Source organism: Candidatus Krumholzibacteriota bacterium (assembly GCA_016932415.1).
Classification (GTDB): Bacteria; Krumholzibacteriota; Krumholzibacteriia; order Krumholzibacteriales; family Krumholzibacteriaceae; genus Krumholzibacterium.
In genome coordinates this window covers 187,520-213,975 of record JAFGCX010000020.1, presented here as the reverse complement: position 1 = coordinate 213,975, position 26,456 = coordinate 187,520, and the positions used below count along the sequence as shown (strand labels likewise).

At 49.9% G+C, this 26,456-nt stretch carries 22 protein-coding genes; 16 read left to right on the top strand and 6 right to left on the bottom strand.

Annotated features, from left to right (window positions below):
• The first annotated feature begins 68 nt into the window (after positions 1–68).
• From rsmD to JW814_08170, 6 genes are all read left to right on the top strand, one after another.
• Positions 69–641, top strand: a complete 573-nt coding sequence (gene rsmD / locus JW814_08195) for a 16S rRNA (guanine(966)-N(2))-methyltransferase RsmD (GenBank protein MBN2071422.1) — start codon at positions 69–71, stop codon at positions 639–641.
• A 14-nt stretch (positions 642–655) separates the two neighbouring features.
• A complete protein-coding gene (gene coaD / locus JW814_08190) occupies positions 656–1,141 on the top strand; it encodes a pantetheine-phosphate adenylyltransferase (GenBank protein ID MBN2071421.1) in 486 nt (161 codons plus the stop codon).
• Between the two features lie 54 nt (positions 1,142–1,195).
• On the top strand, positions 1,196–2,389 hold the full coding sequence (locus JW814_08185; protein MBN2071420.1) for a pyridoxal phosphate-dependent aminotransferase: 1,194 nt from the start codon (positions 1,196–1,198) through the stop codon (positions 2,387–2,389).
• An 88-nt stretch (positions 2,390–2,477) separates the two neighbouring features.
• The gene (locus tag JW814_08180) at positions 2,478–3,824 is read left to right on the top strand and encodes an FAD-binding protein (GenBank protein MBN2071419.1); all 1,347 of its coding nucleotides are present in this window, start codon (positions 2,478–2,480) and stop codon (positions 3,822–3,824) included.
• On the top strand, positions 3,818–4,870 hold the full coding sequence (gene obgE / locus JW814_08175) for a GTPase ObgE (GenBank protein MBN2071418.1): 1,053 nt from the start codon (positions 3,818–3,820) through the stop codon (positions 4,868–4,870). Before JW814_08180 ends, obgE begins: the two co-directional genes overlap by 7 nt.
• A 192-nt stretch (positions 4,871–5,062) precedes the next feature.
• Positions 5,063–6,487 carry an amidophosphoribosyltransferase gene (locus tag JW814_08170; protein MBN2071417.1) on the top strand — a complete coding sequence of 475 codons (1,425 nt, stop codon included), beginning with the start codon at positions 5,063–5,065 and terminating at the stop codon, positions 6,485–6,487.
• Between the two features lie 2 nt (positions 6,488–6,489).
• Here JW814_08170 and JW814_08165 read toward each other — a convergent pair whose 3' ends face one another.
• The gene (locus JW814_08165) at positions 6,490–8,913 is read right to left on the bottom strand and encodes a sigma 54-interacting transcriptional regulator (protein ID MBN2071416.1); all 2,424 of its coding nucleotides are present in this window, start codon (positions 8,911–8,913) and stop codon (positions 6,490–6,492) included.
• Between the two features lie 90 nt (positions 8,914–9,003).
• Positions 9,004–9,357, bottom strand: coding sequence for a hypothetical protein (locus JW814_08160; protein ID MBN2071415.1), 354 nt, complete (start codon positions 9,355–9,357; stop codon positions 9,004–9,006).
• A gap of 833 nt (positions 9,358–10,190) precedes the next feature.
• Here JW814_08160 and JW814_08155 point away from each other — a divergent pair.
• The 4 genes from JW814_08155 to JW814_08140 all read left to right on the top strand — a co-directional run bounded on the left by JW814_08155 (position 10,191) and on the right by JW814_08140 (position 14,764).
• A complete protein-coding gene (locus JW814_08155; GenBank protein ID MBN2071414.1) occupies positions 10,191–10,604 on the top strand; it encodes a DUF2914 domain-containing protein in 414 nt (137 codons plus the stop codon).
• Positions 10,605–10,736: 132 nt separating this feature from the next.
• Positions 10,737–11,219, top strand: a complete 483-nt coding sequence (locus tag JW814_08150; GenBank protein MBN2071413.1) for a DsrE/DsrF/DrsH-like family protein — start codon at positions 10,737–10,739, stop codon at positions 11,217–11,219.
• 62 nt (positions 11,220–11,281) lie between these two features.
• The gene (locus JW814_08145; GenBank protein MBN2071412.1) at positions 11,282–12,709 is read left to right on the top strand and encodes an aminotransferase class V-fold PLP-dependent enzyme; all 1,428 of its coding nucleotides are present in this window, start codon (positions 11,282–11,284) and stop codon (positions 12,707–12,709) included.
• A gap of 153 nt (positions 12,710–12,862) precedes the next feature.
• Positions 12,863–14,764, top strand: coding sequence for an SMP-30/gluconolactonase/LRE family protein (locus tag JW814_08140; GenBank protein MBN2071411.1), 1,902 nt, complete (start codon positions 12,863–12,865; stop codon positions 14,762–14,764).
• A gap of 52 nt (positions 14,765–14,816) precedes the next feature.
• Here JW814_08140 and JW814_08135 read toward each other — a convergent pair whose 3' ends face one another.
• Positions 14,817–15,809, bottom strand: coding sequence for a PhzF family phenazine biosynthesis protein (locus tag JW814_08135; GenBank protein ID MBN2071410.1), 993 nt, complete (start codon positions 15,807–15,809; stop codon positions 14,817–14,819).
• Positions 15,810–16,108: 299 nt separating this feature from the next.
• Here JW814_08135 and JW814_08130 point away from each other — a divergent pair, with 299 nt between their 5' ends.
• From JW814_08130 to JW814_08105, 6 genes are all read left to right on the top strand, one after another.
• Positions 16,109–17,437, top strand: a complete 1,329-nt coding sequence (locus tag JW814_08130; GenBank protein ID MBN2071409.1) for an MFS transporter — start codon at positions 16,109–16,111, stop codon at positions 17,435–17,437.
• Positions 17,438–17,532: 95 nt separating this feature from the next.
• Positions 17,533–18,003 (top strand): RDD family protein, encoded by a 471-nt coding sequence (locus JW814_08125; GenBank protein ID MBN2071408.1) that lies wholly within the window; start codon positions 17,533–17,535, stop codon positions 18,001–18,003.
• Positions 18,004–18,047: 44 nt separating this feature from the next.
• Entirely contained in the window at positions 18,048–18,260 is a 213-nt protein-coding gene (locus JW814_08120; protein ID MBN2071407.1) for a dodecin domain-containing protein, read from the top strand.
• A gap of 214 nt (positions 18,261–18,474) precedes the next feature.
• Positions 18,475–18,927, top strand: a complete 453-nt coding sequence (locus JW814_08115; protein ID MBN2071406.1) for an NfeD family protein — start codon at positions 18,475–18,477, stop codon at positions 18,925–18,927.
• A gap of 22 nt (positions 18,928–18,949) precedes the next feature.
• Entirely contained in the window at positions 18,950–19,939 is a 990-nt protein-coding gene (locus tag JW814_08110; GenBank protein MBN2071405.1) for an SPFH/Band 7/PHB domain protein, read from the top strand.
• Positions 19,940–20,094: 155 nt separating this feature from the next.
• The gene (locus tag JW814_08105; protein ID MBN2071404.1) at positions 20,095–21,267 is read left to right on the top strand and encodes an ATP-grasp domain-containing protein; all 1,173 of its coding nucleotides are present in this window, start codon (positions 20,095–20,097) and stop codon (positions 21,265–21,267) included.
• Between the two features lie 13 nt (positions 21,268–21,280).
• Here the strand turns inward: JW814_08105 and JW814_08100 are convergent, their stop codons facing one another.
• The 3 genes from JW814_08100 to JW814_08090 are packed head-to-tail and all read right to left on the bottom strand — an operon-like array spanning position 21,281 to position 26,452.
• Positions 21,281–22,096: a 4Fe-4S binding protein gene (locus tag JW814_08100; GenBank protein ID MBN2071403.1), complete on the bottom strand. Its 816-nt coding sequence runs from the start codon at positions 22,094–22,096 to the stop codon at positions 21,281–21,283.
• A 19-nt stretch (positions 22,097–22,115) separates the two neighbouring features.
• Positions 22,116–25,253, bottom strand: a complete 3,138-nt coding sequence (locus tag JW814_08095; protein ID MBN2071402.1) for an efflux RND transporter permease subunit — start codon at positions 25,251–25,253, stop codon at positions 22,116–22,118.
• Positions 25,250–26,452, bottom strand: a complete 1,203-nt coding sequence (locus JW814_08090; GenBank protein ID MBN2071401.1) for an efflux RND transporter periplasmic adaptor subunit — start codon at positions 26,450–26,452, stop codon at positions 25,250–25,252. The genes JW814_08095 and JW814_08090 overlap by 4 nt, the downstream gene beginning before the upstream one ends.
• Positions 26,453–26,456 lie beyond the last annotated feature (4 nt).

Below are 26,456 nucleotides of genomic sequence, written 5' to 3'. Positions count from 1 at the left end.
GGCGATTTATCTTCTATATCCTGAAATGTCTCGGTGTTCCGATCGCAGGATGATACAGGGAGAAATAGATGAGAGTGATCGCTGGAAAATTCAGGGGAGTGGCCCTCAGGGGAGGTAAAGGACCTCAGTTCAGGCCTACAGCACAGGTAGTCAAGGGATCTATCTTTGATTCGCTGTATTCCGAAGTGCAGGGAGCAGTCATACTTGATCTTTTCGCCGGATCAGGTTCACTCGGTATCGAAGCGCTCAGCAGAGGAGCTTCCAGAGTCCGCTTCATAGAGCAGGACAGCACAGCGATCAGGGCTCTCAGGACGAATATCGAGAGGTGCCGGATAGAACCTGCCGCGGCGGAAGTAAGAAACGCCGACGCGGTGAAATTTCTTGAAAAAGCTATCAAGTCGGGGGATAACTACGATATCATATTAGCCGACCCTCCCTACGCTTCGCAGCTGGGGAAAAAACTCGCCGATATGATCAGTATCTCGAATAAGCCCGTCTGCAGATATTTTATAGTCGAGACTGGCCAGGAATTCGATATGGACGAGAAAGGTTCACTGGAAAAGATCAGGACAAGAAAATTCGGCCAGACGGTAATAACCTATTTAAGGTTTAAAGATATTGAGGATCGCGATCCAGAGTAAGGAGGTGTAGGGTCTTGAAAGAAAAGACAGCGCTTTATCCCGGAACATTCGATCCGATCACCAACGGTCATGTCGACCTGGTCAAACGTATCTCGAGGATATTCGATAAAGTCACGGTCGCCGTGGCGGCGGGAGTGCACAAATCTCCACTTCTCGATCTGGAACAGAGATATCAGCTTGTCAGGGAATCCCTTTCCGGTATGGAGAGGGTCGAGGTAGTCACTTTCGACGGGTTGTTGGTCGACGAGTTCAGGGAACGTGAGGTGAATGTCGTAATAAGAGGTTTGAGAGCGGTGTCGGATTTTGAGTATGAACTGATGATCGCTCTTATGAACAGGAAACTAAACCCGGATTTCGAGACGGTATTCCTCATGCCCGACGAGAGGTATATATATCTTCACAGTTCGCTCGTGAAAGAGATCTACAGGTTGGGCGGCGATATCAAGTGCCTTGTACCCGATGTCGTCGTCGACAGGCTCAGTCAATGGAATCCAAGGTAAAAGTAAAAGGCCCTGTCAGCGACAGGCGGTCAAGGTAATAAAGGAGGAAGCCACGTGGCGGGAATAGTCAGCAAAAGAGCAAGATTGATAGAACCTTCGATAACACTCAGCCTGAATACAAAAGCGAACGCGCTGAAGGAAGCGGGAGAAGACGTAGTCGGACTCGCCGCGGGGGAACCTGATTTTCAGACGCCGGATATAATCAAGGCTGCCGGGATCAGGGCAATAGAGGAGGGAAAGACCAGGTATACTCCGGCCGCCGGTATAAAACAGCTCAGGGAGGCTGTCGCCGGAGAGTATTCCAGGCTCCTTGGAGTTGAATATGGCTGGAAAGAAGTAGTCATTTCGCATGGAGCGAAACATTCGATCTTCAACGCCCTTTTTGTCCTTACCGATCCGGGTGACGAGGTGTTGATCACTACTCCTTACTGGGTCAGTTATCCGGAGATGATCAAGCTCGTAGGCGCGGAGCCCAGGATCATAGAGCTTGGTGAAGAGACTGGCTATAGACTCACCGTCGATCATCTGAAAAAGCAGATGGAAACTTCCAGGCCGAAGGCTATCCTTCTTAATTCGCCCAACAACCCGGCGGGAATAGTCTACACTCCGGGGGAACTCGAAGATATAGGCCGGTTTCTGCTGGATGAGGGAATAGCCCTGATAAGCGACGAGATTTATGAATTTCTCGTTTATGGCGACGCGAAGCATAAGTCTCCGGTCAGTCTCATTCCGGAATTGAAGGATCAGAGCGTGGTGATCACGGGAGTCTCAAAAAGCTACGCTATGACGGGATGGCGGATTGGATTCGCTCTAGCCGCCGATAATACCGCTTTCAGGATGGGAGCGTACCAGGCTCACGCGACAGGGTGTCCAAACGCGATATCGCAATGGGCGGCGCTCGAGGCCGTGGAAAAGGGTAATGATGATCGGGACCGGATGAGAGCCGAGTTTGAAAAAAGAAAAGATATGTTCGGCGAGCGGCTTTCAAGGATCCCCGGAATCAGTTATCCCGATCCTGATGGAGCGTTCTATTTTTTAACGGATGTTTCATCATATTATAAAGCCTGTGGGGTAAAGGGAAGCGGAGATTTTTGCGAGAAGCTGCTAAAGGAGAAAGGACTGCTCGTTATTCCGGGCGGTCCGTTCGGTTGCGATAATATGATCAGGTTTTCGTTCGCGGCCGGCATCGATCAGCTGAACATGGCGCTGGACAGGTTTGAGAGCTTTATTGCCGACTATAGCAAGTGATACTGATATGGAAACGGAGTTCGATAAAGTATAATCCCTGGCAGCGGCGATCTGACAGATCTGTCCCTCTTGGAAAGCGGTCCCGGCGATGAAAGACAGGATTGAAGAACTCGCCCGAAGGATCGGCAGCCTGGATATAAGGACCGAAGCTTACTACCGATACGCGTATAATTACGATGCTACCGGCAGGCATGGTGATTGCGATGCCGTTGTATTTCCGCGTGGTCTCACCGATCTGGTCTCGATCCTGCGTGAAGCTTCCCGGCTATCGATACCATCTTTCGTGCGGGGTGCCGGAACGGGATTCTCCGGAGGCTCAGTACCACAGGGCGGCGGGATCGTCATTTCAACTGAGAAGATCAGAAAAATACTCAGACTTGAGATCGACAGCGCGCGGGTCGAAGTGGAGGCCGGGCTGGTTAACAGAAAATTGCAGGATTTCCTTGCGCCCCGGGGGTGGTTCTATCCTCCCGATCCCGCGAGTATGAACGTTTCGACTATCGGAGGGAATATTGCCGAGAATGCCGGTGGCCCACGGGCGTATAAATATGGAGTGACGAGGCGTTATATCCGGTCATTGACCTGGATAACCACCGATGGAGAGGTGATCGAATCTCCTCTCGAGGGCCCGGCGGCCCTGATACCGGGATCGGAAGGCACTCTTGGCGTGCTCTATTCGGCAGTACTGTCGATCGTTCCCTTACCGGTCTCGTACAAGGCATCCATAGTGAAGGTGCCCGGGGATATCGAAGCTATGGAAACAGCCTCGGAGCTGCTTTCGACCGGATTATGCCCAGGCGTCCTGGAGTTTATCGACGCGAAGACGATGGAGTGCGTATCAGGTTACCAGGAGGTTGAACTTTTCGACAGCAGGGGAAGCTACCTCTTTTTTGAGATCGATGGCAGCCACGGCGAGGTCATGGATCAGCAGAAGATACTCGATTCGTTCATCTCGGATAAAGGATATGAGATACTCACCGCTGAAAACGAAAAAGAAAGAGAGATTCTATGGGAGTTAAGAAGATCGATCAGTCCCAGCCTGGCGAGACGGGGAATAACAAAAGTTAATGAAGATATTTCTCTTCCACTGGGGAAACTGAAGGACATCATCGGATTCATCGAAACTTTAGCCTCGGAACTCAGACTGGATTGTTATCTGTTCGGTCATTGCGGTGATGGGAATCTTCACGTGAATATCATGACCGACAGGCGGCGCGCAGATGAGATGAGACGGACAGAGGTTTTCGTGGAGAGATTATTCTCGAAAGTCGTCGAACTGCGCGGAACGTTGAGCGGCGAACATGGAATAGGGATCACAAAAAACAGGTATCTCGAAATGCTCTTCAGCCAGGATGAACTGAGGCTGCAGAAACAGATCAAGAATATTTTCGATAACGGAGGAACACTTAACCCGGGGAAGTATTTTTCATCATGATATTTATAGACAGGGTGGAGATCTATGTAAGAGCCGGCAGGGGCGGCGATGGATGCGTCAGTTTCCGGAGAGAGAAACACGTTCCCAGAGGAGGGCCCGATGGGGGTGACGGGGGCCGCGGTGGTGACGTTATGATCGCCGTGGAATCGCAGATGAGGACCCTTCTGGATCTGCGGTACAAAAGAGATTACAAGGCCAGGAACGGTTCACAGGGTGAAGGATCGAGAAAAACCGGCAAAAGCGCTGATCCCGTAGTAATAAAGGTTCCGCCGGGAACTCTCGTGGAGGATATCGACAGAGGTGAAGTCGTTGCCGATCTTACGGCAGACTCGGAAACGATAATGGTCGCCGAAGGTGGCCGTGGTGGTAAAGGAAATTTTGTCTTCAGAAGCGCGAGGAACCAGGCTCCCAGAAAAGCTACCCCGGGAAAGCCGGGAAGTGAGAGAAATCTCCGACTGACCCTGAAGCTGATCGCCGATGTCGGACTGGTCGGCCTTCCTAATGCCGGTAAATCGACGCTGCTCAGTTCGGTCAGTGAAGCCCGTCCCCTGATAGCGGAATATCCTTTTTCGACTCTCAGTCCCAACCTGGGGATCGTACAGATAGACAGATCGGCCTCTTTCTGCATGGTGGATATCCCCGGCCTGATCGAGGGAGCCCATACCGGTAAAGGATTGGGACTGCAGTTTCTGCAGCATGTTGAGAGGTGCAGATTATTGCTGCTCGTGATCGATATAGGAGGGGGAGTACCTCCCGGAGAGGCCTACAGGCAGTTGATGGAAGAACTTGGTGCTTACAGCGCAAAACTGCTCGATCTTCCAAGGTTTGTCGCGTTGAACAAGATAGATATTTTGCCGGAAGGCAGTCGCGAGGATCTGTTCGAACCCCCGGGGAAAGAAAAAGTTTTCAGGATATCGGCCGTATCGGGAGAGGGGATCGATGAGCTTGTGAAGTTTCTGTATCAGAAGGTCTTCGAAGAACTCCAGGCCGAGAAAGAAGAAAGCTTCACATTTAATCCGGCTGAAGAGACCGGAAGGGATGAATGAACCTCGCTCCGGTCTTTTAATATGCCATTTTGCCGGATCAGGCGTAATGCCTCCGGTCGTATTCCGCGCGACAGAGCATCTCCTCGAAAAAAATATTGAATCAATGCCATATCGGGAGTAATATCCCTTTTTCCATCAGACGGGGCCCCGATCGGGAATCGTCCTTTAAAAATCATACAGCCGGAGGAGATAATGAGCGGATTGTTCGGAGTCGTTTCAGAAAAAAGTTGCAACGAACTGTTGTTGTACGGGACCGATTATCATTCTCATCTCGGAACACAATTCGGTGGAATAGCGCTTCTGGGAGAAGATTTTTACAGGCAGATCCATAACATCAGCCAGAGCCAGTTCAAATCCAAATTTTTCGAGGATATTTTCAACGCGCGCGGAACCATGGGAATAGGAGTGATCAGCGCTTTCGACGAACAACCCGTGTATCTGCATTCAAAATTCGGATCATTCTGCATAATAACCGACGGATTCATAGATAACGCCAACAAGCTTGCCGAAGAACTTCTCGAAGATGGCGTGACATTCAGCGAGGTGGGGAGCGGATCGGTCAATTTTACCGAGCTGGTGGCGAAACTCATTACCCGCGGGGAAGATCTGGTAGATGGTATCGAAAAGATGTTTGATGCGATTGACGGTTCATGTTCGCTTTTATTGCTTCACAATGATGGGATCTACGCCGCCAGGGACAGGTTTGGATATTCATCGCTGACAATAGGAAAAAGGGATGACGCGTGGGCTGTTGCTTCTGAGACTGTGGCCTTTCCGAACAACCATCTACAGACCGTCAAATCACTTGATCCTGGCGAGATCGTGCTGATAGGCAGGGATGGCCTGGTCCAGAAAAAAAAGGGAAAGAGTAAAAACCAGATATGCGCGTTTCTATGGATATATACCGGTTTTCCCGCCTCCGATTATGAGGGTGTCAACACTGAAGCGGTCAGGGAGAGATGCGGGAGATGCCTGGCGAGAAGAGACAAGGATATAGAAGCCGATCTTGTCGCCGGTATCCCGGATTCAGGCACTGCTCATGCCATCGGATACGCCATGGAATCAGGTAAGCCTTACCGGCGCCCGCTGGTCAAGTACACTCCGGGGTACGGAAGGAGCTACACTCCTCCGTCGCAGGCAACGCGCGATCACATAGCGAGGATGAAACTTGTTCCCGTAAAGGAGATCATCGACGGCAACAGGGTCGTGATCTGCGAAGATTCGATAGTCCGTGGAACACAGCTGAAAAATTTCACGACAAAAAAACTGTGGGAAGGGGGAGCGAAAGAGATACATGCCCGGCCGGCGTGCCCACCTCTCATGTTTCCCTGCAGATTCAACCTGTCGACCAGGGATATCGATGAGCTCGCCGCGAGAAGAGCGATAAAAGCCCTGGAAGGCAGGGATATTTCCGACATCTCGGAATATATTGACCATACATCGGAAAAATACAGACGGATGATCGATTGGATCGCTGATGATCTCGAAGTGACGACTCTGAGATATCAGACGATCGACGATATGGTCGAGGCGATAGGACTGCCGAAAGAGGACCTTTGCCTTTACTGCTGGACGGGAGATTATCCCAGGCCCGGCGGGCAGGAGGATAAGGATTGACGTCAGGATATCCCTATATCCTTGAGAGTCCTGTACAACGTGCTTCTTGATATGCCGAGGCCTCTTGCTGTAGCGGATTTGTTCCCGTTATACTTAAGAAGGCTCGATATGATCAGTTGCTTGATATCGTCGCGGTTTCTCGTAAGACCGATGGAGGGGATATCCTTCGTTTTAAGTATATTGGCCGACTCGCTCGCCGTGTGGCCCGCCCCGAATATAGGATAGTTCCTTATCTTCAACGGAAGATCATTTTTGCAGATACAACTCCGGCTGTTTCCGATCAGGGCGAGCACTCTCACCACGCTGATCAGCTGTCTGACATTCCCCGGCCAGTAATAGCTCTTCAGAAGATCTGTAACACCTTCCTCGATCTTCGACTCGCAGCCGCTTTCGAGCATGTAATAGGCGAACAGGGCTTCAATATCGTTTTTTCTTCTTCTTAAAGGCTCTATTTCGATGTTGGCGGTCAAAACGCGGTAGTAAAAATCCTGTCTCAACGAGCCGTCGCGCAGAAGCAGTTCCATATTCTGGTTCGAAGCAGAGACAAGACGTACGTCTATCGTCCGTTCTATCGATTCCCCGATCCGTCTTATCTTCTGCTCCTGAAATACCCTGAGAAGCTTGGCTTGCTGGGAAAGCGTGAGTTCCGATATTTCATCAAGAAACAACGTTCCGCCTGAGGCCATCTCTATCAGACCTATATGATCCCTGTCAGCTCCGGTAAAGGCTCCTTTTCTGTGACCGAACATCTCGCTTTCGAATACCGATCCCGGGATCGAAGCGCAATTGACCGCGACAAAAGGTCCCGATTCGCGCGTGCTTTTCTGATGTAGAAGTTTCGCGATGATCTCCTTGCCCGTGCCTGTCTCACCGGTTATAAGGACTGGCATCGTGCTTGGAGCGAAAGAGGATGCTTTTTTGACTATTTTCCTCATATGATCGGACCTGGCCACAACAAAACCGTCATACAACCAGGACGGTTTGAACGATATCTCTTCGTAGCCGGACAGCTCTTTTTTCTGATAGAAATCGTTCATTAATCTGTTGGAGAATTCTTCGCACAAGGCGCAAGGTTCGGGCAGTTCAAGGGCGTCATAAAGGTGCGCGGCTTCGGTTGAGAATTCTCTCGCTTCATCGAGGAATATCCTTGTGTCTTTTATCTCCTGTCCCGACGAAGTGACATAATCGATGTATATTTTTGCCGCCGTGATATACGTGCTGGCAAGTTCGTTGCGCTCCTTTATGATGCTGAACAGCGATATCGCTTCGCTGAAATAGGAACGGGAAAGTTCGGGGTTATTCATCTTCGATTCAACGAGGGCATACGTGCGTAGAATACAGGCAAGCTCGTAATCGTCATGGAGATATTTCGATAGTTCAAGTGCCTTTCCGAGTATTTCGGTAGCTTCTTTCAGCCTGCCCATCGATGTGTACAGTTCTCCGAGGCGTCTGAAGACCTCGACCGCGATATCTCCGTTGGGAGCTATCTCAAGAGCGAGTTTTTCCGCCTCGACAAGATAAAACAGGGACCTGTCATAATTGTTCCTGCGATGTTCGATCTCCCCCATAAACTCGAGAGCAAGCGCTGTACCGCGTTTATATCCGCTTTCTCCGGCTCTTTCGCGCGCCCTGCTTATCAGGGAAAAGGCCTGTGAAAGATCGTTTCGGAACATCTTTACGCGGCCCTGGGCGATGTATGATTCTATGATACCAGGATTACTCTTCACCTTTTTAAAATATTTTCTTGATTGAAGGAGATATTCCTCCGCGATCGAATATTTCCCGGTTCGGTATGACAATATGCCTATCATGTGAAAAGTGGCGGCAAGCTGGGAGTTGCTGCCTGCTGACCTGAATGCTCCGATCGCTTTTCTATAGAAAGAATCAGCCTGATCGAAGAAGCATCGCTGGAACGCCGTGTAGCCGAGCATATACAGCACATTGCCGAGCATCATCTGGTGGTTGCCTGTACCATAGAACTGATAGCAGGCTTGGAAATGGAGATTGGCGTTGAGGTAATCTCCCTTCCAGAAGTGAGATTTTCCCAGGCAGAACTTTAGGAAGAATTCATCATTCCGTGACCATCCGGCCTCTTCATGGCAGAGTGCCTCATCGATCTGTCGTAGAGCTTTTTCCGGTTCCCCTTCCATCAGATAGAGTTGAGATCTTACAAATATATAATCTCTATGGCATGAAAGGTTCTTATACAGAGGGGTAAGGCCTGAAAGGTATAATCCCGCCTGCCTGTAATCATGGTTATAATAATGGACCTTGGCGAATAGCACCGAGAGGTCCCGATGGATATCGGAAGGGATGGAGACTAATTCATCCAGGGGCCCCGAGGATTTTACGATCTCCAGGGCTTTGATATAATCCTCAGCTTCAATCTGGGCATCTATCTTTTTTAATAATATTTCGGGTTCCATAGTCATGTCAGACCCGGTATCAGATAGCCGGAAAACGGTTTTCCCGAATATCTTCCTTTCCCTTCGTCATAAAAACAGCGCGGTTATGGCTTAAAAAGACCTGAATGATCCGATCAGGCCTCTGCAGCATGATTCGATAAGATCGATCATCGAATTGACTCCACCCGAACCGTTCGATCCGTTTCCATTAATATCGGGGATCTCCAACTCTGTTTCTTCATGATTGAAGTTCTCTTTCCGCCAGGTATTCCCTGTCGGTCCGCCCCGCGAGAATGGATCATGTCCCGGTTCGCCGAACTCATACTGGTAAGCTATTACCGGTATTACTTCTTCCTTAAAAAGGGATATCTCTCTCACTCCGGAGCTCGCGGGAGAGGCAGTAAAAGCGATAAGAAGCAGTAATACTGCTGAGATTCGGGAAATGCACTGTCTCGAAATCAACATTGAGACCTCCACATTACGTTTGACTGTGACGATTATACAGCAAATGAACAAAATGTCAATAAGCACGGATAGAGGAAATCATCGATATCGATAGGATCGAGGCTGATATGTTCAAATTGTATCAAAGTGTGTCAAGTTGACGATGAGTATAATACACGGTCGTAAAATGCGTTACAATTTTCCATCAGTCGATTGTGTATCATAGTGATTTTTCGGAAACTCGATCGACTGGCGCAAATTCGCGCGTGCCGATCGCGATATCGCCGATATCGGCCAGAGTCCCAATACTGTAATTTCAATTATATCAATAAAATATGGGTGCGCGAATACGTTCGGCAGGTAGATGAAGAATAGAATGGCGAATTCCACGAAATTGGAACCATTCTTGTATTACATATCTGTCGAATCATTATGTTTTTTTTGATTTATGCCGAGGATTAATGTTGGTGTGACTTGAGATGACCGGCCAGAAGCGGGGTTCAGGCCGTGTTCATCGAATCGGGAACGGGGTGTGAGGTCTGATCCTCACACGGGAAGGCCCTGCTCCTGGCGCGCACGCTCAGAACGCGGGAATTGGATCGTTGATTTTATTTCCGCGCCCTGGCAAAGATTTTAAGGCTTATCCGGGCGGATAAGATTGCGAAGTCCACCAACAATAATCTCGGCGTTTTTGCGTCCAGCCCGAACAGGCGGTCCGCCATCGCACTGAGAAGACGATCGACGTTGCAGCTTCAGCGTGCATATCCCCCTTCCAGGCTCCAATCATTTGACATTGAAGGCGCTAATGATTAGAATTCATCTTGTTCAGGATACGATATCCAGGGAGGGATATTATGAGAAAAGCAAGAGCGATTCTTTCGGTCCTTTTTATCCTCATGGCTATATCAGCCCGGGCACAGAAAGAAAAACCCGGCGTCGAAGTAAAAGAATTCAAATTCTGTACCGGGATCGAAGAAAGAGAACCTACCGGAGTCAACAGTCAATTTTTCAACAGTGCGGATCGTATCTTTTGTTACACAAGGATTACCGGGGTTACAGGAGATATCAGCATTTATCATCAATGGTATTTTGGCGAAAAGGAGATGGCAAAAGTCGAACTGAGAGTAGAGTCTAGCGACTGGAGGACGTGGAGTTCAAAAAGGATTGCCGATAGCTGGTCCGGTGTCTGGAGAGTCGATATCGTTCTCGAAGATGGAAGGAAAATAGCAAGCCAGGAGTTCATATATAAACCGGTCGATGAAGAATGACACGGGCCGAGTGTATGTGAAAAGACAGAAAGCCGGTTTTAATCCCGCTATTTAAAAAGCGTCCGATCTTGGACGTTTTATGATCGCTTTTACGGCCGGCATTTATTTTGATGATTTCAGCCGAGGTGGAAAATGACGGAAACATCAGCAGTGGAGAAAGCAAGCATAGTAGTTCTTAGTGGAGATATGGACAAGGTGATGGGCGCGTTCATAATAGCGAATGGCGCCGCAGCATTCGATATGGAAGTGACGATGTTTTTCACTTTCTGGGGGCTCAAGGCTCTTCAGAAGGGTAACAGGACAGGCCGTAGTCTCTTCGGTAAGATGCTCGGAGTGATGAACAGGGGCGGAGTCGACAGGCTCGGTCCTTCGAGGTTTAATTTCGGTGGAATCGGCCGGTGGATGTTCAAAAAAATGATGAAGAAAGCGAATGCCATGCCGCTGTCCGAACTGGTAAGACAGGCTCTCGACCAGGGAGTAAAAATGGTGGCTTGCGAGATGAGCATGCAGGTAATGGAGATCGGTAAGGAGGATCTGATAGATGGAGTGGAGATCGGCGGAGTAGCGACATTTATCAGCGATGCTTCTGAATCAAAGTTCTCGCTCTTTATTTAATAGACACCGGTTAAGGACAAGGGGATCGGGGCGGATATGATATTTGAAGCAGGAGATCGAAGATGTGGGAAAAGCCAGATGTAGATGAAAGCGAGATCGAAAAACTCCTTGGCATATTTCTGGAAGAATACCCCGAGTACGCGGAAACAGCGATTCTCGACCAGCTACGACATACGGAGTACTCCAGGCTTGATACCGGCGGGCATATCTATCTCGATTACACCGGGGGAGGTCTGTACAGCGATTCACAGATAAGAGACCATATGGATTTTCTTCTCCACAATGTCCTTGGTAATCCGCATTCATCGAATCCGACTTCAGCCTTTTGTACTGAAAAGGTAAAAAGCTGCCGGGAAAGGGTCTTGAATTATTTCAACGCTTCTCTTGACGAATATGTCCTGATCTTCACGGCCAACGCCAGCCATGCTTTGAAACTTGTCGGAGAAGCGTATCCTTTTGAAAAGGGAGACGAGCTTCTTCTGAGTTTCGATAATCATAATTCGGTCCTCGGCATAAGGGAATTCGATCGTGCCAGGGGAGCTTCGACGAAATATGTCCCGGTGATCCCGCCTGATCTGACGATTTCGCGGGATGTGCTTGTAGAATATCTCGAAGATCGATCAGGATCAAAAAACAGATTGTTCGCCTATCCCGCCCAGTCGAATTTCTCGGGAGTTCAGCATCCTCTCGACTGGATAGGGCTCGCTCAAGCGAGGGATTGGGACGTGCTTCTCGACGCGGCGGCGTTTGTACCGACGAACAGGCTCGATCTGAGTGTACATAAACCTGATTATGTCGCGATATCGTTCTACAAGATCTTCGGGTTTCCAACAGGAATAGGTTGCCTGATAGCAAGGAGGAAGGCGCTTGAAAAACTACATCGCCCCTGGTTTGCCGGGGGAACGATCACTGTCGCCTCTGTCCAGGCAGATCAGCACTATCTTGCTCCCGGCTCGGAGGGATTCGAAGACGGGACTCTCGACTACGCGAACCTGCCCGCAGTCGGCAGGGGGCTTGATTACATAGACAGCATCGGAATCGATACGATACATAAAAGGGTGGAGTGCCTGGTGGACTGGTTGATCAAAGAGCTTATCGAATTGAAACACGGAAACGGCAGGGCCTTGATCCGCCTCTACGGACCGGTTGAAAAAGGCGGGAGAGGAGGAACTGTAACGATCAATATCTATGACAGGGAAGGGGCCGTCATAGACCACACATTGATAGAACAGAAAGCAAATCTCTGGAAGATATCTCTCAGAACCGGTTGTTTCTGCAATCCCGGTGCTGGAGAGATGGCGCTGGGACTGTCAAAGAATGAAATGATAACCTGCATGGGCACGACTGACAGCAGGATGACAATAGAGGAATTCAGGCAGTGCATAGACGGTAAAAGCACCGGAGCAGTCAGAGTATCCGTCGGGATAGCATCAAATTTCAGGGATGTAGCAATCTTCCTGAAGTTCGTCAGTCTTTTCATCGAAAATTGACCATTGGGATCCGCCGCTTCGATTTTCCGCGAACTTTAGCCGGGAATATTCGTATCAACAGGGAGGAACTGTCTTTTCATAGCAGCCGGGGGCCAGCGTGGCCTTTTCTGGCCAGCCAGAAATAAGGAGCGGGATAATAAAAAGGAGGATGCCGTGCGGTTCAGAAGCAGATCATCCGCGATCTTTCCATTAATGCTGCTTTTATCGATCGTATTGATTTCAGAGTCGGTTGCTCAAGGGGAAGATACGGTCCCTTTCGATGAATCGAACTGGAACTTTGTCAATATCGTCAGGGGCAGCTATCTCGGCAGGGAATGCGTATCGGGCTTCGCCATTCTTAAAGATGTCGAGTTTGAAGATGGCGTGATCGAAGTCGATGTGGCGATGCCCGGAGGGAGGTCCTACCCTGGAATAGTCTTCCACGTTGAGGGGCAGAATAATTACGAACATTTTTATATCCGTCCGCACAGGGAAGGGTTGTATGGAGATGATCTGCAGTATGCTCCCGTCACGAACGGGATCTCCAGCTGGCAGCTCTATTCAGGCAACGGTTTTTCTTCGAGTTACGATGTGCCTTCGGGAAAGTGGATCCATGTCAGGCTGGAAGTATCAGGGACCAGGGCAAGTGTCTTCATCGATCGATCGGAAAAACCGGATCTGGTCATAGAGAAGCTTCAACATGGCCAGGTGAAAGGGGCGATAGGCATCCAGGGTCCAGTAGACGGTTCCGCGTATTTTTCAGCTTTCAGTTATAAAAAGGCAGTTGATCTCGATCCCGATCCTCCACGCGAGTTCGACAGGGCTCCGGGTTTCATTGATAAATGGGAGCTTTCGAAGGTGTTCAAGATCAGTGAAGTGGATATCGATGAACGGTTCGACGAGTCACAGATCACGGAAGGTGATATGGGTTGGATCGATGTCAAAGCTGATGAAACAGGTCTTGTCGACATCGCCCGGTACTATTCGAGGACGGGGAGGGAAGCCGATCTTGTGTTCGCGAAGGCTCATATTCATTCTACCGGAGGAGAACGAAAAGAATTGAAGTTCGGCTACAGTGATTATATCGGGATATTTCTGAACGGTGACCTGCTGTTCACAGGTAACAGCGCCTACAGGCAGCGGGACCCTTCTTTTCTGGGAATCGTTGGATTGAATGATGCCGTTCTTCTTTCCTTGAAAAAAGGCGAAAACGAACTGGTTCTTATGATCGCTGAAGCATTCGGCGGGTGGGGATTCATATGCCAGGACGCGGAGGCAGAATTCCGGGCGAAAGGGATGGATGAAAAATGGAAGACATCGCGGGGATTGAAAACTCCTGAATCGGTAGTATATGACCGTAAGAGAGATATATTGTACGTTTCGAATTTCGACGCGGTGAACAACAGGAATCCACGCGTGACACAGTTTATCAGCAGGATGGGACTCGATGGAAGGTTGATCGACCTGCGATGGGTCGAAGGCCTGCTTAATCCTACAGGGATGGCGCTCTATAAAGATGATCTTTACGTAGTCGAAAGAGCAGGTGTCGCAAGAATAGATCCGGAGAGGGGTGAAGTCATTGAAAGATACCCATTTGAAAACGGGAGTTTTCTCAACGATATCGCCATCGACCTTTCCGGGACGATCTATATCTCGGATTCCGGCGGAGACGTGATTTACAGGTACAGGGATGATAAATGGGAAAGATGGCTTGAAGGCGGGGAGATAACTTCCCCTAATTCACTTCACATCGATCATGGCAGGCTGTTTTTTGGAAACAGTGGCGATGATTATCTCAAGGCGGCCGATCTCAGGACCGGGGAGATAAGGAAGATAGCCGATATGGGGCCTGGTCTGATCGACGGTATAAAATCGCTGGAAACTGGAGAACTGATCGTCTCTCACTGGGAAGGGAAACTCTACCGGATCGACAGGAATGGCAAGATATCAAAGATCCTTGACGTAAGGGCCAGGGGAGAGAAGATCGCCGACTTCGACCTGGTACCAGGCAGGGGGATCGTCGTTATCCCGACATACTACGGGAACAGCGTTAGAGCCTTTGATCTTGGTGAATAGAAAAGAGGATCTTCTGTCTGCCGCTAAAACGGCGGTTCCAGGCAAATTCGGATCATACTACACGATCGGCAGCGGACGCGTCGAGCGACCGCTCGATCGAATTGACGGCAAGGCCTCCGACTCTGACGACCCCTATCGAACTGCCATCCATGGTAAACTCTACCTGCATCCTGGCCAGGCTGTCGATCTCGTTTCCCTGCTGCATCACGATCGAATCAGACGCTGTTATCCCGAAGTGCCTGAGATAGGCGCCGAGTCCCGCTGATCCGTTTGCCGATGCGGGGTCTTCCCACAATCCCATCAACGGGCTGAAATTACGTGAATACGTAACGCAGCCGGGGTCGAAAGTATCAAGAGTAAATATATGATTGCTCCAGACGCCGTACTTCCTGTTCATGATCCCGAGTTTGATAAGATCGGGATGCATTGATAACAAGGTCTCTTTCGACTTCACTGGAATGATCAACCAGTCTATCTCGTTAGATGCCGTCACTACGGGAAGTCCCGTAGATGTTATATCTGACCGATCGATACCGAGTACGGACGCGATCTCGCCCGCGTCGACCGATGCTTCCCTGAAATGATAAAGAGGCTGCTGCATCATCATCTTCCAGAGTATACCTTTCGAATTGACCCCTTTTTTTATTCTGATGCCTTCCTTGCCATCGAAAGAGTCACCGCCATCCGAATTAAAATAGATATCTATCGGAACATTCCCGATCCTTGTTTCAAAAAGAACAGTAGTCAGACCATCAGCGAGCTCTATCATTCCTTCCTCTATCAGGGCGTAACATGCTCCGATCGCGACATGGCCGCTGAACTCGAGTTCCTTGTCAGGCGTATAGAACCTGATCCTGAAATCGGTCTTTGGAGAATCCGATCTACAGATATAAGCCAGTTCGATTAAATTCATCCTCATCTCGGCGGCGATATCCTGCAGCCCGCCCATGACACTTTTTTCCATGTCTATTATGACGCCGGCCGGATTACCCCCGAAAGGACTGGTCGTAAAAACATCGATCCGCTTAATTTTTATATTATCCATATCCGGTCTCCAGTTTTGATATTTCTGTAAAAATGCATAATCTATAGTGCAAAAGTCCTCTTTTTACGAGGGCTATCCTTCAGTAATGACTTTGAGAAAAATTAGTAACATCCTGCAATATAACACTATACGCATGATTGATATTTCCACGACCTGAACCTGATCGTCACCAGTCGAGGAAAGCAATTTTGATTCCTTCTGCCTGCTGGAAAGGGAACACCGGCTATATAATGCAGGTTGGCGAAAAGAATGGTGATCCCAGGTTGAAACGGTCCGGGAACTTGTATAGAGTGGATAGTATGAGAATCGAGAATCGTAAAGAGGTAATTTCCTGGGCTATGTACGACTGGGGTAACTCTGCCTTTGCCACGACTGTGATCGCTGGATTCTTTCCCGTATTCTTCAACAGCTACTGGAGCGCCGGTGCCGACACCACGATAACGACGGCAAGACTGGGGCTGGGCAACTCCCTGGCCGGACTTTCGATCGCTTTGATCGCTCCGCTCCTGGGAGCGATCGCTGACCGCGGTGGTCTGAAGAAAAGATTCCTGATATTTTTCGCCTGTTTCGGGGCTGTCATGACTACCGGCCTGTATCTTGTCTCGAGAGGGCAATGGGTTGCGGCTGTGATGATTTATCTGCTGGCGTCAATTGGTTTTTCCGGCAGCCTGGTATTTTACGATGCTTTACTTAAGACGGTCGCGAGAGAGAGGGAATATGACTTTGTCTCTTCACTTGGATATTCCCTGGGTTACCTCGGCGGGGGTGTCCTTTTCGCGATCAATCTATGGATGACGCTCGACCCCGGCAGGTTCGGGTTCGATGGAACTGAGCAGGCTGTCAGGTTCTCATTCCTGACAGCGGGAGTATGGTGGGCCCTCTTCACGATTCCGCTTATCGTAAATGTCAGGGAAAATGATCCGACAACTCGATCGGATCTGCGAAAGATCATTTCAGAAGGGGCCGTGGAACTAGCCGCTACATTCCGCTTGATAAGGAGGAGAAGGAATCTTTTACTCTTTCTGATCGCCTACTGGTTATATATCGATGGAGTCGATACGGTAGTCAGGATGGCGGTGGACTACGGGATGTCGATCGGCCTCGATCAGAAGGATCTTATCACGGCGCTTCTCATGACGCAGTTTATCGGGTTTCCGTCAGCGATCATCTTTGGAATAGCCGGAGGCAGGATCGGAGCGAAAAAAGCGATATTCATCGCGATAGGCGTCTATCTTGTCGTATCGGTCCTTGCAGCATTCATCAGGAGCAGATCGGATTTTTATCTCCTTGCCGTGATAATAGGACTCGTCCAGGGAGGCGTGCAGGCTCTGAGCAGGGCATATTATTCGAGGATGATACCGGATGGCAAGTCGGCGGAATATTTCGGTTTCTACAATATGACGGGTAAGTTCGCCGTCGTGGTAGGGCCTCTCCTTATCGGATCGGTTGGTCTTCTCGCCAGAGCATCGGGATTCAGCGCGGACATTTCAAGCCGGATAAGCATTTCCTCGATCTCGATACTTTTTATAGGGGGAGCGGTAGTCTTCTATTTTTCTTCAAGGGTACCGGCATCGGGTCCGATAGCGGATAGCTCCGCGCCGCCGCCGGAGAGACGGCGGCCCCAGTAGCGATAAAAAAATTCTGGAAATAATCCGGGGCGGAAGATAGAATCACGGATGTATTCCGAAAAATATTAAGGAACTGTTTCGAAACCGGATTTTTCATGGATGTTGAAAAGATTGTCAGAGAGTATGGACCCCAGATAATCATCTGGAGGTGGCTGGCGAGCATCTGCGACGCTGTTCTGATCGGCGCTTTAATCGGGATTATCAGGGTCGTTTTTACCGGACTTTCGCTGCAGGATACTATATATATCGCGATAGTCACCGCCGGGATCTATTATATCCTCCTCGAGGGGTTGAAAGGATATACGCTGGGGAAACTGGTCGCGGGGCTCAGGGTGGTCACTTCCAGAGGAGATATTCCTGGGATAGGAAGAGCCTCTATGAGGACACTCCTGAGGCTGGCTGAGCTCAATCCAGTCCTTCTCGGGGGAATACCTGCCGCGACTGTAGTCTATTTTTCAAAAAAAAGGCAGAGGCTTGGAGACATGCTTGCGGAGACATTCGTCATAAGAAATTCGGACAGAAACGGATATGTTGAAGAGGATGAGAGTAGTTTAAACAAAACATAACCGCGTGATGAGCGTGGAAAGAAAAGATGAGAAAGGAGGTTGTAATGACTGAAAGCGTGTACAAGATCATTGAACTGGTAGGCACCAGCAGCGAGTCGTGGGAAAAAGCGGCGGCGGCGGCGGTAGCGAAAGCTTCCGAGACGCTGAGGGATCTCAGAATAGCTGAGATATCCCAGCTCGACCTGCAGATCAAGGATGGAAAGGTGGAAGCCTACAGGGCGAAGGTGAAGATCTCGTTCAAGTTCGAAAGCAAGTGACCGGGTATCGGATCCTGATCGGGACAATTCAGAGCCATTGGACAGAGATCGTAGATCGATGCTGCGACTTTTCAATGGCTTTTTTTCAACCCGGGGGCGGACCCGCAATTCGGGCTCTGATATTCCATTTACAATAAAAAGTGATTTCGTATCCTGAAAATGAATAAAAAAACACCGGCGGCTGTATTTTAGGTAAGAAAGAGGAGGATAGGTCATGTCTTTATGGGTCATCTGGGTCATCGCGGGAATTCTCCTGTTGATCGGAGAAGTCCTTACTCCGGGATTTTTGTTTGCATGTTTTGGCATCGCGTGCCTTACAACAGGTCTGTTTGCCGCGCTTTCTTTCGGCATCAAGACGCAGATAGTCGTATTCTCCGTATCTACCCTGCTTGTTTTTTTCGGTATACGGCCGGTGATGCTGAAATATCTGCACAAATCCGGAAGCAGGTTGAAGACGAATGTCGACGCGCTTGTCGGAAAGACAGGCATGGTCGTCGAGAAGATCGATCCCGTGAAGGGCACTGGCAGAGTACTGGTAGGTGGAGAGAACTGGCGGGGCGTCTCAATTGACGACACACGGATCGAAAAAGGAACAAGGATAACGGTCAAGAGGGTCGAAGGAACAAAACTGCTGGTAAATCGTGACAAACCCGCTGGAAATGCCTGATAGAGGAAGGAGAGGATAAATCATGGAAGTCTTGTTCGTTGTGGTCCTGCTTGCCGTCTTCGTGATGGTCTTCGCTTCAAGAGGATTCAAGATAGTCAAACAGGCGGAGACGATCGTAGTGGAACGGCTCGGGAAATATCACAGGACTCTTGGTTCTGGGATCAATATAATCTGGCCGATATTTGAAAAGCCCCGGGAAATAGAATGGGTATACAGAAAGGAAGGCTCCGACGGAACGATGCTCGTCCGGAGAAGAAAGATCAAGAGGATCGATCTTCGCGAATCAGTATACGATTTTCCGCGGCAGAACGTGATTACCAAGGATAACGTCGTCATAGAGATCAATGCCCTCCTTTATTTTCAGATTACAGATCCAGTCAAGGCGGTCTATGAGATATCGAATCTTCCAAACGCCATCGAGAAACTGACCCAGACGACCTTGAGAAATGTCATTGGAGAACTCGATCTAGATGAGACTCTTTCATCGAGAGATACGATAAACGGAAAGCTCCAGGATATTCTTGACGAAGCTACCGACAAGTGGGGAGTGAAGGTCAACCGGGTCGAACTCCAGGACATCAATCCCCCAAAAGATATCAAAGAAGCGATGGAAAAGCAGATGCGCGCGGAAAGAGACAGGCGTGCCGCCATTCTGGAGGCGGAAGGGATGAAAAGGGCGAGAATTCTCGACGCCGAAGGGATCAGGGAGTCGGAGATAAACAAAGCTGAAGGCCAGAAAAAAGCAAAGGTGCTTATTGCCGAGGGAGAAGCTGAAGCGAGAATGAAAGTAGCCGAGGCTGAAGCTGAAGCGATAAGGAAGATAACACAGACAATTGCGCAATCGGGAGGAGATCCATCCACGTACCTGATAGCGGTCAAATATATCGAGACGCTCAGGGAGATGGTCTCCGGCAAGGACAATAAGGTCATATATCTGCCATACGAAGCGACTGGCGTTCTGAGTTCAATAGGTGGGATAAGAGATATGCTGCAGGGAGCCGCCAGAACCTGACCTCCATGAACGATCTCTTGCCAGACAGATTTCCCTGCCCCGCCCGTGCGCGAGGCAGGGAAGTCTTTTATCGCCGGGCGATTTTTCTCGCAATCTTCAGGTAATTGAATATATTATCCATGATTTCAGGCGATGAAAACCGGAAATGGTGAGCTATGATTATTCTTGATAGACCGTTTGTATCCGACCTTCTTGCCGGTACGGCCGAGAGGCTGCAGCTGCCGGTCCTTTCAAATGATCTTTCGATATCCCTTTCTGAAAAGTACGATCTCAGGATACTAGAGACCGAACAGATCGTCGAGAAACTGCGACTGGAGAAAGCCCCCCTCGTTTATACCAACTCGGAGGATTCGATCAAGTGGATCGAGGACAATCTTGCATTTACCGGTTACCCCGAGAGGATAGATATATGCAAGGACAAGGGAAGATTCAGGAGGCTTCTGGCCGGTGAGTACAGGGATTTCTTTTTCAGGGAACTGACATTTGAAGCTCTCGCTTCCCTTGACACATCGGGCCTGAAAAAACCGTTTATAGTAAAACCTGTAGTAGGGTTTTTCAGCCTTGGCGTCCACAAAGTGATCTCAGACGCGCAATGGCCCCTCGTTCTCAGTCGAATAGGCGCGGAGATACGGAAAGTCGATGGCCTTTATCCCCGCGAAGTCCTCGACACCGGCAGGTTTATCATAGAAGAACATATCGACGGAGACGAGTTCGCGGTCGATCTATACTATGATGAGGGAGGCAGTCCGGTGATCCTCAATATCCTTCATCATCTTTTTATAGACGAGACCGATGTCACCGACAGGACCTATCTGACTTCGATGCGTATAATAAAGAAATATTCGAGGATCTTTTATCCTCATCTTGAAAAGATCGGCATCCTTGGCGATTTCAGAAATATGCCTATGCATATCGAATTCAGGGTCGATGGTGATAGAGTCCTGCCGATAGAAGCGAATCCGATGAGGTTCGCCGGATGGTGCGCCACCGATATAGCGTGGCACGCATGGGGAATAGACACGGTCGAATATTATTTCAGGCAGCTGACACCGGACTGGCCAGCCATATTCAAGGGAAGGGAGGATAAGGTGTTTCCCCTGGTTATCGGATTGATCCCCGCTGATATTGATCCTTCTTCGGTGAAGGGAATAAAATATGATGAATATCTATCCAATTTCAAAAAGCTTCTTGAAGTGAGGAAGACGGATTTTAAAAAATTCATTGTCTTCGCATTTACATTTTCAGAGACCGATGATAGCAACAGGGACGAGATCGAGAGGATGCTCCAGGCCGATATGCGAGATTACCTGATAATGGGGGAAGATTGAGGGATTCCGTTTTTCAGCAGGAAAATGAACCTGGGTGTTCCCTGTCCTTCCTGTAAAGACCGAGCCCGTTTATTCTGCAGGCGTCGAGGCAGTCTCCACAGACGACGCATTCCTGGTTATCCATTACAAAACTATTTCCATCTCGAACGATAGCGTCTATCCTGCATTTATTGGCGCACGCCATACAAAGCGTACATTCCTTGCTCTGTCCGATCACGCGGGCTCCGGGGATCTTCGTCACCCACCCCAGGATCAGGCCTATGGGGCAGAAGCCTCTGCAGAAAGGCCGGTATATGAAAAGGGAACTGAGAAGGAGAAGACCAAGAAGGATCCAGCCTGTCAGATTATAAGACGACAGTTTGAAGGCAACGCGAAAAGGATCGTAAAGACACCATACGGCGAATTTTTTTACCGCGACCCACGAGACAAGGGCTGCGAGAAAAACGTATCGCGCGTATCTGAGTATTTTCTGGGCGCGCGATGATCTTAAAAGATTGAACCGGGAAGGAAGAAATATGAATTCCTGGAGCGCTCCCATATGGCAGATCCACCCGCAATAGATCCTGCCGAAAAACCACGTCACCGGTAGCAGGCCGATGAAGAAGACCAGATTCTGCCACTTCACGTTTTTGCCTGTCGATATCCGGACCACATTCATCAGGCTCTGGATCGGGCAGGGGCAGGCGCCGTTGTAAAAACCGAGGATGACGATCGATAATAGAAGGAACAGGGTTTTGAGCCTTCTCGTGGATTCGAACCGGACAAGGAACCCGGCCACGATCGAAGCGATCAGCGATATCAGAGCCCATTTAAGATGCCAGTTGATCACCTGTTATTCTTCACTTTCATCAGCTGAGACTCGATTTGAGATTCTTCCATAAAATATGGATGTCTTCGAGTATAAGATAAAGGCACGGTATCAGGATCAACGTTATACCTGTAGCGAAAAGGACTCCGTATCCCAGGCCGGCCGCCATCGGGATCAGGAACTTTGCCTGGAGGCTGCGTTCCATGAGCATGGGAGTCAATCCGCCGAAAGTCGTTATCGATGTAAGGATGATCGCCCTGAATCGGAGCGCTCCCGCCGAGGTTATCGCTTCGAAGTGCGACTTTCCGCTATCCTTTATCCTGTTGGTCGCTTCGATAAGTACCAGGGAGTCGTTGACCACGACTCCCGAAAGACCGACTATTCCGAACATGCTCATCATGCTTATATCGAATCCCATCAGCATGTGGCCCATGATCGCCCCAACAATACCAAATGGAATCGCCGTCATGACGATGATCGGCTGTGAGAATGACCTGAAGGGAATCGCAAGAAGAGCATAGATCAGAAACAGAGCGAAAAGGAAAGACCTCCCGATGGAACTCATGAACTCCTTGTCCTCTTTTCCTGATCCCTCGATGATAAACCGGACATCGGGAAAACGTCTCGAAAGCTGGTCAAGAGTTTCCTCTTCGAGCCGGGCGTTTATCTCCGAGGCGTTGGCGATTTCCTCCTCGACGTCCGCGGTGACTGCGATCACCCGTTTTCGCTGGGAACGCTGTATGACGGCATATCCCTGCTTCATGTTCACGGAGGCGATCTGGGCAAAGGGGATTTCCGTACCGTCGGGCGTCCTGATCCTCATGTTTTCAATATTGTCGAGCGTCTTTCTCTCGGAATCAGGATATCTCACCAGGATCTTGACCTCGTCCTTGTCTCTCTGGATCCGTAACGCTTCGGAGCCGTAAAAAGCGGCTCTCACCTGCCTGGCAAGGTCGTTCAGAGAAAGGCCGAGCGCCCTTGCCGAGGGTTTGAGCCTCATCTGGAGCTCATCTTTCCCGGGGAGGAAGTTATCGTTGATATCGATTAGGCCGGGAAACTGGCTCAGTTCGTCTTTCATCGCCTCAACAGCTTCAAGAAGGCTCTGGTTATTGTTCGATGAAAGGTGCACTTCGACGGGGGAATCCATCGCGCGGAGCTGCCCGACAAAACTGACAGTCCTCGCTTCCGGGATCGGCCCGGTCTTCTTCCTCCATTCGTTGGCAAGCAGAGATGCTTTGATCTTCCTTTTTTCACCTTCGAGGAGTTGTATATGAACCTGGGCAAGATGTCCGCCTGAAGTGCTTGTTCCCATCGGTCCGCCTCCGCCCATATGCACACCGATAAGTGAAAAATATTCTTCCATCACCGAAGGCGAGTTCGGCGGCCTTTTCGAATCGATCTCCCTGACCATCTCGATCGCTGATCTCTCTATGTGAGCCAGGACCTCTTCGGTCTTTTCCACGGGGGTGCTTGGCGGCATTACTACCGAACAAACGAGGTTATCCGCGTCGATCTTTGGAAAGAGGCTGAATTTTATTCTGCCACTCTGAAATATCCCCGCGGTGATGAGAAGCAGCGCGATCCCGGAGGCGACTACCGCGTATCTCCACTTCAGGGAGAATCGCAGTGCCCGTGAGTATGGACCCTTGATGAATTCCTTGAGTTTTCGATCTGACCATTTTGTCCTTTTATCTCCGGCTGAATGATTTATACCTTTGAATCTGCTTCTGGCAAGGTGGCCGGGGAGTATGAATAGAGATTCAAGGAGAGATCCGAGAAGAACGAGTATGACGACAATTGGAATATTCCGCATGAAATTGCCGCGGACGCCCGGTATCATCAGTAGTGGATAAAATGCCGCGATAGTCGTAAGTACGGCGAATATGACGGGGCGAGATACCTGGGCCGCTCCACTTACCGCGCCCTTGATCCCGTCGATACCGTTTTCCCTTTTCCTGTAGATATTCTCACCTATCACTATCGCGTCATCGACCACTATCCCGAGGATCAGTATAAAGGCGAAAAGGGAGATGAGGTTGATCGAGACGTTAAAGAGGGGGAGAAGCCACAACGCCGTGGCGAAAGATATCGGGATCCCCAGCGTGACCCAGAACGCGAGTTTCGGATTGAGGAAGAGGCTGAGAAGGATGATCACGAGGATGAGACCGAGGGCCATATTTCTGATCAGAAGGTTCAATCTGCTTTTAAGGATCTCCGACATGTCGGCGAAGAAGACGATCTCGATCCCTTCGGGAAGATCCTCCTCTATCTCCTTCACGTACTCTTTTACTTCGTTCGCGACCTTCAGCGCGCTCTGGTCGGCGACTCTGTAGACCTGAATAAAGGCCGCTGGTTTTCCCTTTGTCTTTACGTGGATATCGATATCCTCAAACCCGTCGGTCAGAGTAGCTATCTGGCCGAGAGTCACCTTGTGGCCGTCGGGATCGGTAATAACAGCTATATCAGTGTAATCACTCGCGTAGTAGCGTCTTCCCTTGGTCCTGATCATTATCGTACCGTCGGATGACTTGATCGATCCCGCCGGCAGATCGAGACTTGCCTTGCGCACCCTGTCAGCGACCTGGTCGAGAGTGAGGTGGTATCGCCGAAGATCCTTTTCGGAAATATCTATATGGATCTCGCCCTTCTTTACGCCGAAAAGATCGACAAGGGTGATTCCTGGCAGTTCTGTCAGATCGTCCTTTATCTTTTCCGCCAGGTGTTTGATCGTAGCCTCGTCGGCGTCGCCGAACACGGCGAGGTTTATTACCTGGTTTGTCCTTACTATCTGCCTTACGACAGGCCTTTCAGCTTCAGCCGGAAAAGTCCTGATACGGTCTACTTCTGATTTGACGTCATTTACAAGGTTCTCTATGTCCCAGCCGTTGACGACCTCGATATTCACCGATCCGTAACTTTCCTGCGCGGTCGAGTTAATCTCTTTTATCCCGGCGAGTCCGGCGATCCGTTCCTCGATCCTCTGGACGATCGATTCTTCAATTTCTTCCGGGGAAGCTCCCGGATATTCAACGGATATGTTTATGATATCGAGAGAGAAATCGGGGAAAGTCTCCACTTTCACCGTCTGCGCCGTCATGAACCCGGCAACAAGCAGAAAGACCATCAGAAGATTGGACGCGACGTGATTTTCAGTGAACCATCTGATAAGTCCGTTCATTTTCCGTCTTTTCCTTTCACCGGACGGAGATTCACTTTCATGCTGTCCGTGACTGCTTTAACGGCGGAGGTCACGACGAGTTCGCCGGCTGAGAGTCCGGAGGTTATCCACGCGTCGTTTCCCTCGAATCTTGCTATCTCCACCCTGCGGAACCTAAGCCTTCCATCCGGATCGACAAGCCAGACCGTGTTGTCCTCATGTACGCTCGAGCGGGGAATGACCGTTGTATTTTCGAGAAGATTGCCTTCGATCCTTACCGACGTAAAAAGGCCCATCGCCAGAGGCGGAGTAGACTGGTAAGGTTTGTCGACCCTGACGACCACGTTCACCATCCTGGTTCTCGAATCAAGGAACCCTTCCGCGCGCATCACCATGGCAGGCCACTGAAGTTCCATTCCGGCGATTTCGGCGATGACGGTAGCGCAACTGCCCGGATCATTTTCCGTAGTGAATCCGGGTACTGAAAACCATGACAGATCATCATTTTTCATCGGGACGGTGATCTCGGCAGCCTCGATCGAATATATCGTCGCGAGGACCTGCCCGGGCGAGACAAACTGGCCGATGTCGGCGTTCTTGGCGCTTATTCTTCCCTCGAAAGGAGCGGTTATCGATGTCCTTTCCAGATTCAACATTGCTCTTTCGTATTCAGCTTCCGCCGCTGAAAGAGCCGCTCTGGAGGCGGCAAGTTGTGGTTCCTTGGCGACAAGGGGGGGAGGTTTTTCCTCTCCATTATTACTCATCGCCCATTCTTCCCTGGCCGCCGCCGCTTCCTCGATCGCCATCTGGAGTCTGCTTTCAAGGTCCATGACCTTTGATTCGGCCGATTTGACGGCAAGCCTGTAATCGGTGTCCTCGATCTTAAGGAGTTGTTCTCCCCGGGCAAATTCTCCTCCATCGGCGAACCTGTCATCGAGCGAGACTATCTTTCCGCTGACCTGGGGCACAAGGTTTATGATTCTCAGGGGCCTTACAGTCCCTTCTCCCGTAAGAACTATCCTCCTGGCGGCCGGTTCGATCCTGAGTGTGTTCACGACAGGCACAGGAATGCTGGACTTACGTTTTATCACCTCTGTCTTTGTGGCCATCAAGACAACGACGATGAAAGCTCCCACGGCGATGATCACGATCGAGATGAGAAATTGAAACAACCGGGGTCTTGATCTCCTGAGGTCCCCGAGTCTCTTCGTAACACCCATTATC